The organism is Neobacillus niacini (genome assembly GCF_000759675.1).
GTDB lineage: Bacteria > Bacillota > Bacilli > Bacillales > Cytobacillaceae > Neobacillus > Neobacillus niacini_A.
The window spans coordinates 127,962-144,550 of sequence record NZ_BAWM01000013.1; the positions used below are offsets into that span (position 1 = coordinate 127,962).

Genomic DNA, 16,589 nt, shown 5'->3' on the forward strand with positions numbered 1-16,589 from the left:
TACATTTTAGCAAGATTATACCATTAATAGCAGAGGTACGAGAATCGTTAGTATTGAAAAATACTACTTTTAAACTGAAACTGGGAACATGGAACCTTTATCAAGTATCAATACTACTAGGCAAAAATAATCATTTTATCTAAATAGAGAAAATGACCCCTATAAAAAGATTGATAAAATAGTATAAAAGGATTTGTTTGCATCAAATGGGTATTACTTGTCTACTTCATTTTGGACTAATTTTCCATATTTCCCAATAACTACTAAATTATCAATTTATACTAACGCCTGTTTTTCATACGAATTTCGACACAAACTCCATCTTCTAAGCGTTATTTTTAAAGTAACACCATGTTGATAACATAAAGTGTGCGATCGAAAGGAGGGCAGGAAACGATAAGTTAACGAAAATACTTAGGGGGTAATGGGATGAGAAGAAAGAAGGGCCGGTTTTTATCAGTGCTATGTACCGCAATGCTAGTTTTGCCTATGCTCATACAGCCTCAAATGAATGCAAATGCTGCTACGAAAGGGGTAAATGTTTCAGCAAAAGATAGCTTAGCATCCCCAGCGCAAAAGATTTCGAACAGCCTAGAGAAACAATTTGATGAGCAAGAAAAAGTAACCTTCTTGATTAAAATGAAAGAACAGGTGGATACAGCGAGTGTAGCAAAAGAGGCTGACAAAAAAGCAAACCTAAATAAAGCAACACCAGCTAAAGCTAAATCATTAAAACGATCTTCAATCGTTTCTGAGTTAAAAGCAACAGCACAGGAAACTCAGTTTGAGCTGTTAGAATTCCTTGAAAAACAAGTGCAAGCTGGGAAGGCAAAGGATGTTCATTCCTACTATGTAGTGAATGGAATTGCCGTAACAGCAACGAAAGAAGTAATGGAAAAGGTTGCAGCTTTCCAAGAAGTAGAAAAGATTCTCCCGAACGAAACTAGACAATTATTCGTTCCTGAAACAACTGCTGATGCCGTTTTAGAACCACAAGCAGAAACAAATGCGATTGAGTGGAATATTGATCGTGTTGGTGCTCCGGCTGTTTGGGAAATGGGGATTGATGGAAGTGGCATTACCGTCGCGTCTATTGATACAGGTGTTCAATGGAACCATCCAGCATTACAGACAAAATATCGCGGATTTGATGAAGCAACAGGTCAGGTAACACACGAAAACAGCTGGTTTGACGCTGTTCGCGGGCAATCTGCCCCATATGATGATATCGGCCATGGAACACACGTTACCGGTACAATGGTTGGTTCAGAGCCAGATGGTTCGAATACCATTGGTGTTGCTCCGGGTGCAAAATGGATTGCTGTAAAAGCATTTTCCGCAGCAGGTGGAACTGATGTGGATTTATTAGAAGCTGGTGAATGGATCATCGCACCAAATGGAAATCCTGATTTAGCGCCAGATGTAGTCAATAACTCATGGGGTGGAGGAGCAGGTTTAGATGAGTGGTATCGTCCTATGGTTCAAGCATGGAGAGCAGCAGAAATCTTCCCAGAATTCTCAGCAGGTAACACAACGTTAACGAATCCAGGCGGACCTGGTTCAGTTGCAAACCCTGCTAACTATCCTGAATCAGTCGCTACAGGTGCAACAGATATTAATAACTTATTAGGAAGCTTTTCTTTACTGGGACCATCTCCATATGAAGAGATCAAACCAGAGCTTTCAGCTCCTGGAGTTAACATTCGATCTTCTGTTCCTGGAAGCAGCTATGAAGGTGGATGGAATGGAACATCGATGGCTGGTCCACACGTAACAGGAGCTATTGCTTTATTACTACAAGCAAATTCAAGCTTGACTGTTGATGAGTTAGAAGAGATTTTATTAACAACGGCTGTTCCTTTAACGGACAACACTTATCCAGAGTCTCCAAACAACGGTTATGGATCCGGTCTGTTAAATGTTTATGACGCAGTATCATCTGTCATTTCCGGCTTAGGAAAGCTGAAAGGGCAGGTAACAAAAGAAGGAAACGACAGTGAAGCTCCCGTGTTAGAACATTCCCAACCTGCCACGGTTTTTGCAGGAATGCCACTAACGTTACAAGCTTCAGCTGCCGACAATATCAGTGTATCAAATGTGGAAGTTGAATATCAATCAGAAGATGGTAGATCTAATACGATTGCTGCAGAACGTGTTAGCGGTGATTATAAAAATGGTATCTATCAAGCTGCCATCCCTGGAGAGGATATTGCGGGTGAATCATTCTCCTATACTTTAAAAGTAACAGATTTCGGTGGAAATGAAACAGTCAATGAATACACTGTAGCCGTACTCCCAGGAATTACAATTGGATACGCACACGATTTTGAAAGCAATCCAGATGGCTGGACTTCTTATGGTGCTGCTAATACGTGGGAATGGGGCGCTCCGACAAGCGGACCTGGTGCAGCATTCTCAGGTGAAAAGGTATATGCTACAAACCTTGATGGCACTTATGATAGCCGTGCCAATATGTCCCTGCAAATGCCGCCAATAGATTTGCCTGAAGGAAGCAGCTTCTTACAATTTAAACAATGGTACAATCTCGAAAGAAACTATGATTACGGTCATGTTTATGTATCAACGGATAATGTAAATTGGGTTCAAAAGCTAAGAGTTAACAATTTATCGAATGGCTGGATTGATGGAGAAGTTAATCTCAGCGAATATGCAGGTCAAAGAATCTATATTGCCTTTAATGTAACGACAGACGGCAGTGTTGTACGAGATGGCTGGTACTTAGATGATGTACGCCTAACGAATACCCCGTTAGATGCACTTCAACAACTAGGTGTAGTTGCAGATAAAGAAGATTCTTCTGCCAAAGTTGGATTGAAAGAAAAAGTCGACCCTAATAAAATCACCATCCAAATGCCTGAGGCTTCTAAGGAAGCAAGAACAGATAAGGCTGCTCCGATGGCATTGCCTATGCTGGCCCAAGTAACGGTACTTGAATCAGGACGATCTGTAAAAACAAACCCTGCAAATGGTAGCTTTGAAATGACACATGCAGCAGGTGAATTTACCGTTGTCGCTGAAAGCTATGGTTACCAACCAGTTACACAAACGGTAAATATTGAGCAGGATGGTGAAGTGACAGCTAACTTTACCCTAGAAGAACTGCCTAAGGGTACAGTAACGGGAACGGTCATAAATCAAGCTACAGGAGAGCCTGTTGCTGGGGCAACTGTCTACTTAATGGAAGATGCAAAAATTGCACCTGTTTCAACAGATGAAAACGGACAGTATTCATTAACAGCCTATGAAGGTGACTATACGCTAAAAATCATTGCACCACATTTCTACAGTCAAGAAGTCTCAGTATCATTAGAAGGAAGCATTTCTCAAAACTTTGAATTGAAGCCATTCATTGGGTACCCAAGTGAAATTGGTTATGATGATGGCACAGCCGAAAACGCTAGAGCATTTTACGACGCAGGTAATGGTTGGGCTGTAAAAATGTCATTAGCACCGGGGAATGAAAAGGCACTCGTATCCGGAGGGTTATTCCGATTCTGGGATACAGAATGGCCAGTTCCGGGAGGTACAGATTTCAAGGTCGCAGTTTACGATGCCACTGGTCCTGATGGAGCACCTGGTAACAAGCTTGCTGGACCAATTGAAGCAACTGCTATACGTAATGGTCAGTGGACACATGTTGATCTAAGCAGTCATGGCATCGTCGTCGAAGGAGATTTCTATTTAGTTTATATCCAAGCAGGAATTAACACATCTTCACCAGGTCTTGCAACAGATGAAGATGGTGAAAATGCATTAAGAAGCTGGCAATTAGTTGGCGGCGCTTGGTCACCATCACCTGAAGACCAAGGAAACTATATGATTCGTGCAGTAGTAGATTATGAAGTAACCGCTCCGACCATTACATCTCCTGTGGATGGATCTTTTACAAACGTTGGATCCGTAAAGGTTGAAGGGGAAGCTGCGCCAACTACAAAGGTCCACATTTACAATCATGGAGAAGAGATTGGTACTGTCGAAGCTGCGGATAATGGAACATATGCAGTTGAAATTTCCCTTGAAAAGGGAGAAAACAGCTTAACAGCCAAGGCTTCAACCGTCCAGGGTATAACCGATGCTTCAGCACCTGTTGGGGTGGTGTATGATCCTACTGCTCCAGAATTAACCATTACCAGTCCTTCAGACAAAAGTAAAATCAATAAAGAAACGGTTACTGTAACAGGTACTGTTGTTGATGATTACTTGAATTCTGTCACGGTTAATGGTACTTCAGCTAGAGTAGAAAATGGTTCCTATTCTGCAAGAATTCTACTAGACGAAGGAACAAACACTATTAACGTTACAGCAAAAGATCATGCAGGAAACGTTACTGAAAATACCATTCAGGTTAACGTTGATTACACTGCTCCAGTCATTGCAAATGTGAAACCTTCTGAAGATAAAACATTGAAGAAGGGTGAAAGTGTTAAAATTGAGTTCACTAGTGAGCCTGGTTTAACCACTACTTTCGCGATTCATATGCCTTTAACAAACCTAAAAACAGTACAAAATGCAACAGAATTACCATTGCGCGAAGTTACACCAGGTTATTATGTAGGCTACTACACAGCTACAAAAGACATGGTAGCCGATGGTGCCGTTATTGAAGTTAAAGCAGTTGATTCATTTGGAAATGAAACTAGAAAAACTGCAGATGGAAAATTGTTTATTAACGTTAAGAATAAGAATTAAATAATGAGGAGCAAATACCAACAAGTTTGGTATTTGCTCCTTATTTCATTTTTTAAAATGAAAGCGCTTTTATAATTAACAAAATAATTAAAATAGTCAAATAATATTGACTCTACCGCTTTACAGTGATACTCTTATAAATAATTTAAAACGAATTGATGACGAGAAGAGTAAGGTAACCCCTTGTCCTAAGAGAGTCGACATTTGCTGGGAGTCGATGGCAGGGCTTATCTGAAGATCACCTCTGAGATGTGTAGCTGAAAGGATAAGAGTAAGCTATACCGGAATAGTCCGCCGTTACATGGAACACGTATAATTAATAATACGTTGATCGAGAGCCGTAGCCTTTTGTTTTTGCTGCGGAAGTAGGGTGGTATCGCGAGTTAAACTCGTCCCTATACTAGGGACGGGTTTTTTGTCGTTTACAAAAAATATGAATGTCTTAAGAGGGCGACGTCGTTCCATCTAAAATGAAAGAGGAGGAAAGTGAAATGAATCAACAAGTAGACCAAAAAGAAAAAACTTTTCAAGTAGAGGATATCATTATTGCAAGCCACACCATTAAGGACGTGATTTCGCCAACTCCTCTACAGTATAATCACTTATTATCTGAGAGATATGACTGTCATATTTATTTAAAAAGGGAGGACATGCAAAGTGTTCGTTCCTTTAAAATCCGTGGTGCTTATAATCGCATCAAGAAGCTAACAGAAGAAGAATTAGAAAATGGAATTATTTGTGCTAGTGCAGGAAATCACGCACAAGGGGTTGCATATTCTTGCAATCATTTAAAAATTAATGGAAAAGTTTTTATGCCTAGTACCACTCCAAAACAAAAGGTGAATCAAGTAAAATTTTGGGGTAAGGAACATGTGGAGATTGTTTTAGTAGGGGATACCTTTGATGACGCTTATGAAAAAGCGATGGAATGCAGTAAAATAGAAAATAGAACGTTTATCCATCCATTCGATGATCCAGATGTCATTGCCGGTCAAGGTACAGTAGCTGTAGAGCTGCTGAATGATTGCCCTGAAAAAATTGATTACCTTTTTGCTGCTATTGGCGGAGGGGGTCTTCTTTCGGGTGTGGGTACCTATATGCAGCATTTTTCACCAGACACCAATTTAATTGGCGTTGAGCCCCAAGGTGCAGCTGGAATGAAGGAGTCGATTTTAAAAGGAGAAGTTACATCACTAAAGGAAATTGACCCATTTGTTGATGGAGCTGCTGTAAAAACTGTCGGTTCAATGACATTTAACATTTGTAAAGAACTTGTTGATGAAATTGTGGTTGTGCCTGAAGGAAAGGTTTGTACCACACTATTAGCTCTTTATAATGAAAATGCGATCGTGGTCGAGCCAACAGGGGCACTGTCGATTGCAGCTTTAGATCAATTTGCCGAGGAAATCAAAGGAAAGACGGTAGTCTGCATTGTCAGTGGTGGTAACAATGATATTGGGCGGATGCAGGAAATTAAAGAGCGTTCGAAGCTCTATGAAGGACTTCAGCATTACTTTATCGTTCAATTTCCACAGCGACCAGGTGCATTACGTGAGTTTTTAGATGATGTCTTGGGTCCAAATGATGATATTAGCCATTTTGAATACACGAAAAAGAATAATCGTGAAACCGGACCTGCTTTAGTGGGTATTGAACTGAAGGTTAGAGATGATTATTATCCATTGATGGAAAGAATTAAGGCAAAAGGTTTTGTTTTCCGTGAAGTAAATAAAGACAGTACCTTGTTCCAAATGCTCGTTTAGAAAAATTAAAGAGCCCAATATGGGCTCTTTTCTACTCTATTTTAAAAACGACTTCTCCTACACCTAAATCTGTTTTAAGGTTAATGATTACATCTGCGTCTTCGTAAGCTTCATTGACGTAAACGCCATTTCCTTTGGAAATGAAATCAACAAAATTCGCTGTTCCAATTCCTTTTGATGATTCAATCTTTACACCAACATCTTCTGGGAGAATGATGGTTGATTGGCCAACTCCTAATGTTAAGGCTGCGTCAAAGCTCTTTTTCCACTTGCCGCTTAGGTCGATAGTGATATCGCCAACACCAGCATTTACGTCTAAATCTTTAAGGTTTAGACCTTTTAAATCTAAATTGGTATCTGAAGCTCCTGAGTTCACCACTAAATTTAGGGGAACCTCATCCGAAAGGGTTAAGTTCCACTCATTTTTCAGTTCACCGAATTTTATATTATCAAGAAGTCCTGTATTCTCTTGTTCGATAACTCCAATTCCTTTATCACCTTTAAGCTTATAAGAGACTTCTGGTTTTAGTTTATCTTCATTGTAGTCTATTGAACCCTCCAACCATTCATTGGCACCTTTTTCAACGTTTAGCTCTCCAGCCCCAAGGTTAAGTTCAAGCTGTAATTCTTTAGCCTTATCCTTTTCAATCGTGACTTTCCCATTTTCTTCGCTTCCATTAGAAAAAACTCCACAGCCTGTTATTGCTGCCATCAAAGATAATCCCAATAAACCGGCATAAAATACCTTTTTCATTACTAGTACCTCCCCGTTTTTTAATCTACCATCATTGTACGAAAACCAATCATGATGGGAAAACGGCTCTAGATGGAATCTTTTGTCAGACTTAAGGCTTAGCAGTATGTAAAAATAATGCCTCTATTACTAATTTACTACTTTTCTAGACCGTACTCTAATGCTGCTAGTTAGGTGGGCACCAATTGTGACCGTAACTTGTGAGAGGATGGAATTTCGGTCACAATCTACACTGTAAATGAATTTTCATTTATAATAGTTTCAAGATTACAATAAATTACAAGGTGGGGGCTATGTGTCGAAGACAATTTTTACAAATGGGTTAATCTATACGCTAGATCCTAACCAGCCAGTGGTTGAGTCGGTTGTGGTAGAGAATGGCAGGATTATAGATTTAGGTTTACATCACGATATGAGCTTACAATGGGGAAGAACTGAGGCAAGTGAAATCGATCTGCAGGGGAAAATGGTTACCCCAGGTCTGATTGACAGCCACTTACACATGTCAGGTGTGGCATTTAATTTTTTGGACTTAGATTTAACAGGGGTTACATCCAAATCAGAAATGCTTGGTAAAATTAAGCAAAAAGCGGATACAGTATCACCAGGAAAATGGCTAATTGGAATGGGCTGGGATGAGAATCTCTTTACAGAAGGATCAATTCCTACTATCGAGGAATTAGATACCGTTTCACCGCATTGTCCGATTTACTTAAAAAGAATTTGCCATCATGCATTTTTAGTTAATAGTAAAGCACTTGAAATGAGTCAGTACCATTCTTCGATTGAGGTACCAAAGGGGGGCAGTATCGTTTTGGATCCGCAAACCAACAAACCTACAGGGCTGTTGTTGGAATCTGCTTCCCAGTTAGTTACCAAATACATCCCTGACAAAACATACGATGAGTTAAAAAATGGTTTGGGACAAGCGATGAAATTTGCTATTAAAAAAGGACTAACTAGTGTACATACCAATGATCCTGCTTACTTTGGAGGACTTGAGCAAACGTATCGCATGTATGATGAATTAATCAATCAGGAACAAAGAGGGTTACGTTGCAATCTTTTGATTGATTATCCATACCTTCCAGCCTTAAAGGAAAAAGGTATGTTTGCCGGTTTTGGAAATGAGAAATTGCAAATTGGTGCTATTAAAATATTTGCGGATGGAGCATTTGGACGAAGAACGGCTTTGCTATCCCAGCCTTATACTGATGATCCAAGTCAATTTGGAGAAGCGATGCAAACGCAGGAAGTTCTTTTTAACATTATAAAGGACGCTAGGGAGCAATCCATGCCGATTGCCGTTCATACGATCGGTGATAAGGCGTTGGAAAATATTCTCGATATCCTGGATCAATTCCCAAAGGTGAATTATCGTGATCGGATTATCCATACTTCTTTAGTTAGAGAGGATTTAATTCTACGATTAGCAGCCCCAAGCATCGTTGCAGATATTCAGCCAAGGTTTGTTGTCGGGGATTATCCATGGGTAATCGATCGGATAGGTAAGGAGAGGGAATCCTATTTATATGCATGGAAATCCTTACTATCTAAAGGGGTTATCTGTGCGGGTGGGTCTGATGCACCTGTTGAACCTGTTGATCCATTGCTTGGTATTCATGCGGCTGTTACTCGAAAAAAACCAGGAAAGCATGAGTGCTGGAATGAGGGACAGAAAATTTCGATGCATGAAGCAGTAACGCTATTCACAGTCGGTGGAGCCTATGCAACGAACGAAGAAGCAATAAAAGGGACCATTTCAAGAGGGAAGTTAGCTGATATGACGGTGTATTCTAAGAATCTCTTTGCATTAGAAAATCCTGACGAACTTTTAGATACGAATATTGAAATGACTATCATAGATGGGGAAATTCAAGAGGTCTAAAAATAGAGAAAGAACAGCGGAAATTATTAATGGAGTTGGCAGGTAAAAAAATACTAGTAACTGGGGTAACAGGAACCTTAGGTGAAAGCGTAGCGAGGGGATTTTTAAAGGAGGTTGCCGAAGTGTAGCCTCAGGTTCTTGGTCGAAAAGCAGCACTTTCTTACATGCAACTGCAAGCTTAGCTGTTGCAACTAAATCTGCTAGTCCTGCCCCGACTACAATCACATCAAACTTCATAATTCCCCACCAAGAAAGTAAAGATACCTCCGATGCTATTTTTAATTTTCAAAAAAGTAAATTAAGGATTTGTAACAGGAAAATGAGGGGAAAAATAGAATAAAGAATAGAACGATTATAGAGGGGAGACTATTTCAGTCATGACAAATAATAAAGGGAAATATGACCCATATGCAAGTAATGAAGATTTAGAAGAAGCAAAACGACTACCGGGATTTGGTAAGCCTCTGCCTAAGAATTTGTTTTCAGGTGACATCTACTCTAATTTCCTCAAAACTGCCAAGGAAGCCGGTTATGTACCACCATTTGTTGCATTGCAAAAGGAAATTAGACAGGATATGGCTAACCTCCTTAAAATGATAGAAGTTGGTTCTAAGGAAGTGGAGATTAATAGCTTTATAGATAAGATGAATGCGAAGATAAAAAAGTATAACATGGAGTGTCCAACAAGTATGCAAAAGATGTTGATCAGCCTTGAGGATATCGAACTACATGCTAAGATATGGCAATAAGTTACAGATAATCAAATCATAATATTAGACACCAGATACCAAAGATAATAATATTAAGTAAGAGTGTTTGTTTTCTAGATAAACTAGCTAATTAGATGAGCAATCAGAGATTTGAAAAAAGACTAGGGGTGTAGAGAAATGGATGATCGTTTTTTTCGAAATGCAATGGGGAAATTCGCAACGGGGATTACCGTTGTGTCAACTGAAGTAGATGGTGAAGCACATGGGATGACAGCGAATGCCTTCGTATCTGTCTCTTTAAATCCTAAACTAATTCTTGTATCGATCGATAAAAGAGCAAGAATGCTACCTCTTATTCAACAATCTAAAAAATTTGCAGTTAGCTTCTTATCTGCTGATCAACAAACAGAATCCATGCGTTTCGCAGGGCAACTAAAGGAGGAAACTCCTTATAGCTTTGAGCAATTTGGAGATTTACCAGTTATCCAGGGTGCACTTGCGAACCTGACCTGTAATCTTAATAACGAGGTTGAGGCAGGAGATCACGTTTTATTTATTGGTGAGGTTACCGACCTAAAGGTGAACGAAGGGGATCCATTGTTATATTTCGGTGGACAATACCGCAAATTAGTAGAATAACTTACTTCGAGAAAGCTGTTACATGGCAGCTTTTTCTTATTGTACTTCTAGTTTAGTATTGTACAATAAGAACAGGAGGGATAGACCTTGTTTAAAAAATTAAGGATTACATTAGGAATTGTTGTTTTATTATTAGCAGGATATGGATTACTAACGAAAAACTTTGTGGCACAGCCCATTATGATGTTGAGTTTAAGTGCCTTTATTTTAGTTGGCGGTTTAGATGAGCTTAAACAAGGAAAAAAACGCCGTGGATATATAAGTATCTTTCTATCAATATTTGTTTTGGTCATAGTTGTACAGACCTTCATAATGTAAGTAGAGAAAGGAGAAATCTATTGATTTCTCCTTTTAACTATTTCCCAACTTACCTATAGCAAACAATATATTGATTAATGTATTTTAGATGGCTTTTTCGTTCCTTTACAACTAGCGTTTTACTACAGATAATATAAAAATAGTTGCAATAATAGAAAAGGATCCCACCCATTCAATTGGACTAAAGGGAACATGAAGCCAAGCAACAGCCAGAAATGCGGCTGAAAGTGGTTCAATACAGGCTAAGAGGCTAGCTTCCGACGCTTTTATGTATTTCAGGCTTTCCATAAAACACAAGAATGCCAGTAATGTCCCAACAATAACAACAAACACAACTGCCAAAAAAGATGTAACTGACCAGTGACCTTCAATTTTCCAAGGAGGATGGATAAAGCTTAGGCCAATACCTCCGATCATCATTCCCCAGCCAACAGTTAAAACCGTTCCCCATTTTGAAAGCAGGTTTTCTGGGTAAAGGGTATAGAATGCAAGTGCAAAGGCAGATAAGATTCCCCAGGTAAAGGCAGGACCAGAAACCGATAGAGTATGGATATTTCCTTTTGTGACAAGCAGAAATGTCCCGCCAAGTGCAAACACAATTGCGATGACCTCATGTTTCACAGGAAATTCCTTGGCACGAAAGCAAAAATATACCGCAATGATAACTGGAGCTAAGTATTGCAAAACAGTAGCAGTAGCTGCATTCCCATGCTCTATTGCCATAAAAAAAGTATATTGTACTCCGAGCATACCGAAAATACCAAACACAATGAGGCGAAGAACATCCTGTTTATTTTTCCAAATCCTCCATATATTTTGTTTCCCAACTATATGAGCAAAAAGTAGTAAACCCAGACCGGCCAAAAGTAGTCGTATGACCACAAGCCAGTTTGTGCTGAAGCCTTGTTGATGAAAAAGGTATTGGGCAACTGTTCCCGAAACACCCCATGATGTCGCGGCGATTAGTACTAATAAAATTCCCTTTGTCCGTGGGTAAGACAAAGCAGCACCAAGTGTAGTCAAAGAAATCCCCTCCAAAATAAACCATTCTATTAATTTATCAGAAATTGAAAAAGTTTAAAAGGAGTATTTGGGAAAACTTGTGTTGTATTTACATTCACGGCGAGTAAAATTTTAATTTTCGCGAGTAAATGGCAAAATTTCGCGAGTAAAATACAGAAATCCGCGAGTAAATCACGTTCCCATTTCAAAACAACTTCTTATGAAACTAGCCTTTGGCAAAAAAATCCCTGGTTTCAATGGAAACCAGGGATTTGATCATCTATTTAAGCATTTACACTAAGTTTTTGGTTAACAAATTCACCAACTTCATCGATTGCTTGTCTTGCTTCTGGTATTTCAAATGTATGGAATACATGCCACATATCATTCCAGACTTTAAAGCTGACGTCCACACCTGCAGCACGAGCACGATCCACAAGGCGTTCAGAGTCACTTAAAAGAATTTCATCATTTCCGACGTGTACCAACATAGGAGGGAGTCCTTCTAAGTCAGCATAAATCGGAGAGACAAGTGGTGTACATGGGTCTAGGTTGCCAATATATAAAACCGGAGTGGCACGTGAAGCCTCTGGTTTTAACCATGGGTCCGCCTCAGCTCGTGTTTCCATTGATTCTCCAGTTCCTGCTAAATCTGTCCATGGAGAAAGGAGAACTACCAATGCAGGTAGTACATCGCCAGCTTCTTTTAAGGATAGAAGTGTTGATAAGGTTAAGCCGCCGCCAGCAGAGTCACCACCAATTATTATTTGTTCAGGTTTAAATCCAGAGGAAATTAACCAGCGGTAGGCTTGAACAGCATCTTCAATGGCTGCTGGAAAAGGATTTTCTGGTGCAAGCCGATATTCAGGAAGCAAAACCTTAGAACCAGTTGAACGGGACAGCTTTGCCGCTATACCTCGATGCGTGTTACAGTTTCCTAGAATATAAGCACCCCCATGTAAGTATAGGAACACTCGATTTTCAACAGCATTAGGGGCAGCAATCCATTCTGCTGGAATACCTTTAACTGTGGTTTTCTCTACTTTTATATCCGGGGCAATAGGGGTTAAGCTCGATAACATTTCTAATCCTTTTCTCGATGCGTCAAGATCTAAGCCGGCAGGTTGAGATGCAACAAAAGCCTTTAAATATTGTCTTACAGCAATACTCTCTTGACTTGGCATTTCATTTTCCTCCTAGTAAAATATTATTTTTACATATTAATAGTTCGCTATCATTTGAGGAATCCCTCCAATATTTAGCAATTTTTGAAAAAGAAAAAGCCATTAGACGGATATAAAGTCTAATGACTCTTTCTATTATCTTGGAGTTAACGTTTTTACAGAAATGGCAGGGGAATAGGAGGTAACAATACAGCCTTCTAAATTCTTCTCATCTAACAATCCTAGTTGGAGTGCGGATTTTATTTTGGCATCATCTGGCTTTTTTACCATCTGGACGAGATCGTTCATTTGTAATTCCTCTAACCTTTTCACCGTTACTTCCTCATTATATTTTTCAATTTTCCTCATTTGACGCTGCAACTTATAACCATTTATCGTGACTTCGGCCTTATTATTAGGACCGACCAATTTATTAAAATAATCATGAAAAGTGTCCTTTAATTGATTCATTTCCAATTCAATTTCTTTTTTCTTTTTATTAAGCTCATAATATTTAACCAGCATCTCATCTGTTACGAAGGAATCATTCTGTTTAGCCAAGATCCTCTCCTCCTCATCGAACGTATATTCTATTGTATTATCTTCCATTGGGAGATAGTACGATTAACCTTCTACAAAATATTTATAATTGGCAATTTTGACATTTTGATAATGTATGATTCAAAATTTTTCTTTTACCAAATTTCGCGGAGCATATTGTACTAAAAATATTTATGAACAAAAGAGGAATTAACTTAATTATGAGCGAAATACTATGAAGTTGTTGGAAATTTATAAAAATTATTGTTTCTTCGAATCAATAATAGAGTGAATATTTCTTGTACGTTAGAAATATGATGTTTTTAGGTATTTGAAGTGAAACCGTGTTTATGTATTCAACATTAAATCGAACGCTATACAACTAAGAAGTCATTATAGTCATGGAAAAAGAGGGACTACCTTATGAGTCATGTATAGGAATATTTGTGAATTTCTGGAAATAAGATGAAGGTAGGATTTGCCCATTTTATATATGTTTCTTTACATAGGATATTCGACTCCAATATTATGGGTAATGCTATAAAATATTGAATAGAGGTGTTAGGGTTGAAGAAGTTTATGAATATTGTATTTTTTATAGTACTGCTAGGGCTATTGGCTGCTTGCGGTAATGATGAACAGACTGCGAGTGACGAACCGGAAACAGAAGAAACTGCTGACAGTGAAGATTCAGGCGGGAACGAAGACTCTGATACTTCAGGAGATTCAACATCAACATCTCTAGCAGGGAATGAAGTTTTCCAAAAAAGCTGCATCACATGCCACAGTTCTGGCGACATTACTGGAGGTCAAGCGAAGCTTGATGGTGCAAAAATTCAAGCAGACTTTAAAACAAAAGAGGATCTTTTAGCTTTTGTTGAAAAGAATATGCCGAAAAGCGCTCCTGCTTCTTTATCGAGTGCAGAGTATCAAGCAGTAGTAGACTATTTATGGGATCAGAAATAAATAGATTACAAGTAAAGGTATTGGTTCATAGCAGAACCAATACCTTTTTGAATTGAGAAGTTATAATTGAGCAGACTAGTAAAAAAGATACTTTATTTTATTGGATGGGATTTCAATGCACCTAATATTTGAATTAATTGTTAGTTTCATTGTTGAAGTTCTTTTTCATGGTATTATTCGATGGGTGGGGAAGTTTTTCCTCTGTATAGGTAGGGTGTTTAAAAAATAGGTCTTATTTGGATAATAGTTGGTCTAGATGTTTCCGTATCGCATCAGGATTTCCGGAAATACTTGCTTCTCTGAGTCCGTCTTTTTTCAATTTCTCTAAGGATATAGCCAAAATCTCATTCTCCAATGCTCGTGGAATTACCACCACTCCGTCGGCGTCTCCAACAATAATATCCCCAGGATTTACAGGAACACCACCACACGAAATCGGCACATTCACGTCACCGACTCCTGCTTTACCGCTTGCTGCAACTGTCGTTCCTCGGGAGAAAACAGGGAAGTTCAACGCTTTAATTCCAACAATATCACGAATCACTCCGTCAACAACAAGACCACCGATACCCAATGTTTGGGCCATGCCCACAACAAAATCACCGGCAATGGCCCTGTATTGGTCACCTTTCGCATCGACAACTACTATATCACCTGGATTTGCATCACGAATAGCTTGTAGGACTGAAAGATTATCACCAACTGGAATTTTCACTGTGAAAGCTCGCCCAGCGAGTTTGTAATTTTCCTTTAGCGGTTTAATAGCCGGATGAAAATTATTTAAACCATCCATTGCGTCAGAAATGCAGGTAGTTGGAATTGCAAGAAATTCCTTAACAATTTTTTCCATTTAAGTCACCCTCCAAATTTAATTCATTCTCTCTTTATTATACATGTTGTCTTAAAGGGAAAAATTCATCATTTTATCGGAATTTGGACAATTAATATAAAAGCTTGGAGAGTTATTCTCCAAGCTCTTTCTAATCTCGAAATTTCGCTAGTTATCCATTTGCTTTAAGTAGCACAATTCATTAATATAATTTTTTAATGAGAGGTATACGGCAATATAATGATCAAGTTTTTCGCTAATCAAAATAGTTTGTTCATTGCATAAACCTTTGCTTAGGCCTATTGATATCATTTCTTCTCTTAATATCTCTATTTGATTTTTCAGTTCATAAAGACATTGATTTATTGGATTCGTATTATCACTTCCAATTTAAATATTATTATACATATAATGGTATTGGTGTTAAATATATGATATATCCTTAGTATATTGAATTTGTCCTAGTTAGTCAGTGAAACTTCTCACATATTATAGGGATTTTATAACGATTGTTATAGACTTTCGATATATAGTATTTTAAATTTGGAGTTGACGATTTTGAGTAGTACATTTCCAAAATGGTATGATTTTTTTATGGGTCCTTTGGAACAGAGGAAGTTCAAGATGATTCGTAAAAAGTTGCTGCAAAGCGCGACGGGGAAGGTGCTTGAACTTGGATCAGGGACAGGGGTTAATTTTCCTTTGTATAGGAATGTTGATCATGTAATCGCCGTCGAGCCGAGTCATCATATGATCAACCAATCTGTATCAAAACAAAAATTAGCAGTAGTACCGATTGAAATGGTTAACGCGAGTGCAGAAAGACTTCCGTTTGAAGATCATACATTTGATACAGTGGTGGCAACACTGGTTTTTTGTACGATACCAAATGTCGAAGAGGCTATTAAGGAGTTAAAAAGAGTATGTAAACCCAACGGAAAAATACTATTATTTGAACACGTGAAAATGGAAAATACCGTGCTTAGCAAAATGCAGGAAGGTCTAACACCTTTATGGAAAAAAATTTGTGATGGCTGCTGTTTGAATAGGGAGACATTACAGAAGTTTTCAAATCAGGGATTAAAGATAGAAAGAGTAGAACAATTTTACAAAGATCTCTTTATCGTAGCAGAATTAAGAAATAGGAAGGAGTAAGTCCCTTTGATTGCCGCAAGTTAGCTTTTTTCAAGTTGAAGGGAATCATTAACACTACTTGATTCCCCTAAGTGTGCCTTTTCCATGTTAAAGGGAACCAAAGACACCTTTTGATTCCCATGAGTGAGCATTTTACCCGTTGAAGGAAACCA

14 protein-coding genes, 1 pseudogene and 1 other annotated feature are annotated in these 16,589 nt (G+C 38.6%); of the genes and pseudogenes, 8 read left to right on the forward strand and 7 right to left on the reverse strand.

Going from position 1 to position 16,589, the window contains the following annotated elements; all coding sequences use genetic code 11:
- The first annotated feature begins 429 nt into the window (after nt 1-429).
- Entirely contained in the window at nt 430-4,710 is a 4,281-nt protein-coding gene (locus tag TR08_RS06625; protein ID WP_045516760.1) for a S8 family peptidase, read from the forward strand.
- 149 nt (nt 4,711-4,859) lie between these two features.
- Nucleotides 4,860-5,110: a binding site (T-box leader), on the forward strand.
- A 91-nt stretch (nt 5,111-5,201) separates the two neighbouring features.
- Nucleotides 5,202-6,473, forward strand: a complete 1,272-nt coding sequence (gene ilvA / locus TR08_RS06630; protein ID WP_045516762.1) for a threonine ammonia-lyase IlvA — start codon at nt 5,202-5,204, stop codon at nt 6,471-6,473.
- 31 nt (nt 6,474-6,504) lie between these two features.
- Here the strand turns inward: ilvA and TR08_RS06635 are convergent, their stop codons facing one another.
- Nucleotides 6,505-7,227 (reverse strand): toast rack family protein, encoded by a 723-nt coding sequence (locus TR08_RS06635; protein WP_045516763.1) that lies wholly within the window; start codon nt 7,225-7,227, stop codon nt 6,505-6,507.
- A 295-nt stretch (nt 7,228-7,522) separates the two neighbouring features.
- Between TR08_RS06635 and TR08_RS06640 the strand changes: the two genes are divergently transcribed.
- The gene (locus TR08_RS06640) at nt 7,523-9,115 is read left to right on the forward strand and encodes an amidohydrolase (protein ID WP_045516764.1); all 1,593 of its coding nucleotides are present in this window, start codon (nt 7,523-7,525) and stop codon (nt 9,113-9,115) included.
- Nucleotides 9,116-9,235: 120 nt separating this feature from the next.
- Here the strand turns inward: TR08_RS06640 and TR08_RS33105 are convergent.
- A pseudogene (locus TR08_RS33105) lies at nt 9,236-9,352 on the reverse strand (FAD-binding protein); the annotation flags it as partial.
- 140 nt (nt 9,353-9,492) lie between these two features.
- Between TR08_RS33105 and TR08_RS06645 the strand changes: the two are divergent.
- From TR08_RS06645 to TR08_RS06655, 3 genes are all read left to right on the forward strand, one after another.
- Nucleotides 9,493-9,864, forward strand: a complete 372-nt coding sequence (locus TR08_RS06645) for a DUF1992 domain-containing protein (RefSeq protein WP_045516766.1) — start codon at nt 9,493-9,495, stop codon at nt 9,862-9,864.
- 138 nt (nt 9,865-10,002) lie between these two features.
- Entirely contained in the window at nt 10,003-10,464 is a 462-nt protein-coding gene (locus tag TR08_RS06650; RefSeq protein WP_045516768.1) for a flavin reductase family protein, read from the forward strand.
- Nucleotides 10,465-10,551: 87 nt separating this feature from the next.
- Nucleotides 10,552-10,782 carry a DUF3953 domain-containing protein gene (locus tag TR08_RS06655; protein WP_045516769.1) on the forward strand — a complete coding sequence of 77 codons (231 nt, stop codon included), beginning with the start codon at nt 10,552-10,554 and terminating at the stop codon, nt 10,780-10,782.
- Between the two features lie 111 nt (nt 10,783-10,893).
- On the opposite strand, the gene TR08_RS06660 is transcribed toward TR08_RS06655, so the two are convergent.
- From TR08_RS06660 to TR08_RS06670, 3 genes are all read right to left on the reverse strand, one after another.
- The gene (locus TR08_RS06660) at nt 10,894-11,811 is read right to left on the reverse strand and encodes a DMT family transporter (RefSeq protein ID WP_370576284.1); all 918 of its coding nucleotides are present in this window, start codon (nt 11,809-11,811) and stop codon (nt 10,894-10,896) included.
- A 257-nt stretch (nt 11,812-12,068) separates the two neighbouring features.
- Nucleotides 12,069-12,968 (reverse strand): alpha/beta hydrolase, encoded by a 900-nt coding sequence (locus tag TR08_RS06665; protein ID WP_045516771.1) that lies wholly within the window; start codon nt 12,966-12,968, stop codon nt 12,069-12,071.
- Between the two features lie 135 nt (nt 12,969-13,103).
- Nucleotides 13,104-13,508 (reverse strand): hypothetical protein, encoded by a 405-nt coding sequence (locus TR08_RS06670; protein WP_193747691.1) that lies wholly within the window; start codon nt 13,506-13,508, stop codon nt 13,104-13,106.
- Between the two features lie 546 nt (nt 13,509-14,054).
- Here TR08_RS06670 and TR08_RS06675 point away from each other — a divergent pair.
- Nucleotides 14,055-14,453: a c-type cytochrome gene (locus tag TR08_RS06675; RefSeq protein WP_045516772.1), complete on the forward strand. Its 399-nt coding sequence runs from the start codon at nt 14,055-14,057 to the stop codon at nt 14,451-14,453.
- 232 nt (nt 14,454-14,685) lie between these two features.
- On the opposite strand, the gene TR08_RS06680 is transcribed toward TR08_RS06675, so the two are convergent.
- A complete protein-coding gene (locus TR08_RS06680) occupies nt 14,686-15,303 on the reverse strand; it encodes an RraA family protein (RefSeq protein WP_045516773.1) in 618 nt (205 codons plus the stop codon).
- Nucleotides 15,304-15,450: 147 nt separating this feature from the next.
- A complete protein-coding gene (locus tag TR08_RS30825) occupies nt 15,451-15,672 on the reverse strand; it encodes an aspartyl-phosphate phosphatase Spo0E family protein (protein ID WP_370576285.1) in 222 nt (73 codons plus the stop codon).
- Nucleotides 15,673-15,906: 234 nt separating this feature from the next.
- On the opposite strand from TR08_RS30825, the gene TR08_RS06685 reads away from it, so the two are divergent.
- Nucleotides 15,907-16,437 (forward strand): class I SAM-dependent methyltransferase, encoded by a 531-nt coding sequence (locus TR08_RS06685; protein WP_370576280.1) that lies wholly within the window; start codon nt 15,907-15,909, stop codon nt 16,435-16,437.
- The last annotated feature ends 152 nt before the right edge of the window (nt 16,438-16,589 follow it).

Excerpts from the sequence above, each read along its gene's own strand:
- TR08_RS06685 (WP_370576280.1), top strand. The coding sequence starts at position 15,907 with ATGATTCGTAAAAAGTTGCTGCAAAGCGCGACGGGGAAGGTGCTTGAA.
- TR08_RS06650 (WP_045516768.1), top strand. The coding sequence starts at position 10,003 with ATGGATGATCGTTTTTTTCGAAATGCAATGGGGAAATTCGCAACGGGG.
- TR08_RS06645 (WP_045516766.1), top strand. The coding sequence starts at position 9,493 with ATGACAAATAATAAAGGGAAATATGACCCATATGCAAGTAATGAAGAT.
- TR08_RS06665 (WP_045516771.1), bottom strand. The coding sequence starts at position 12,968 with ATGCCAAGTCAAGAGAGTATTGCTGTAAGACAATATTTAAAGGCTTTT.
- TR08_RS06625 (WP_045516760.1), top strand. The coding sequence starts at position 430 with ATGAGAAGAAAGAAGGGCCGGTTTTTATCAGTGCTATGTACCGCAATG.
- TR08_RS06635 (WP_045516763.1), bottom strand. The coding sequence starts at position 7,227 with ATGAAAAAGGTATTTTATGCCGGTTTATTGGGATTATCTTTGATGGCA.
- ilvA (WP_045516762.1), top strand. The coding sequence starts at position 5,202 with ATGAATCAACAAGTAGACCAAAAAGAAAAAACTTTTCAAGTAGAGGAT.
- TR08_RS06680 (WP_045516773.1), bottom strand. The coding sequence starts at position 15,303 with ATGGAAAAAATTGTTAAGGAATTTCTTGCAATTCCAACTACCTGCATT.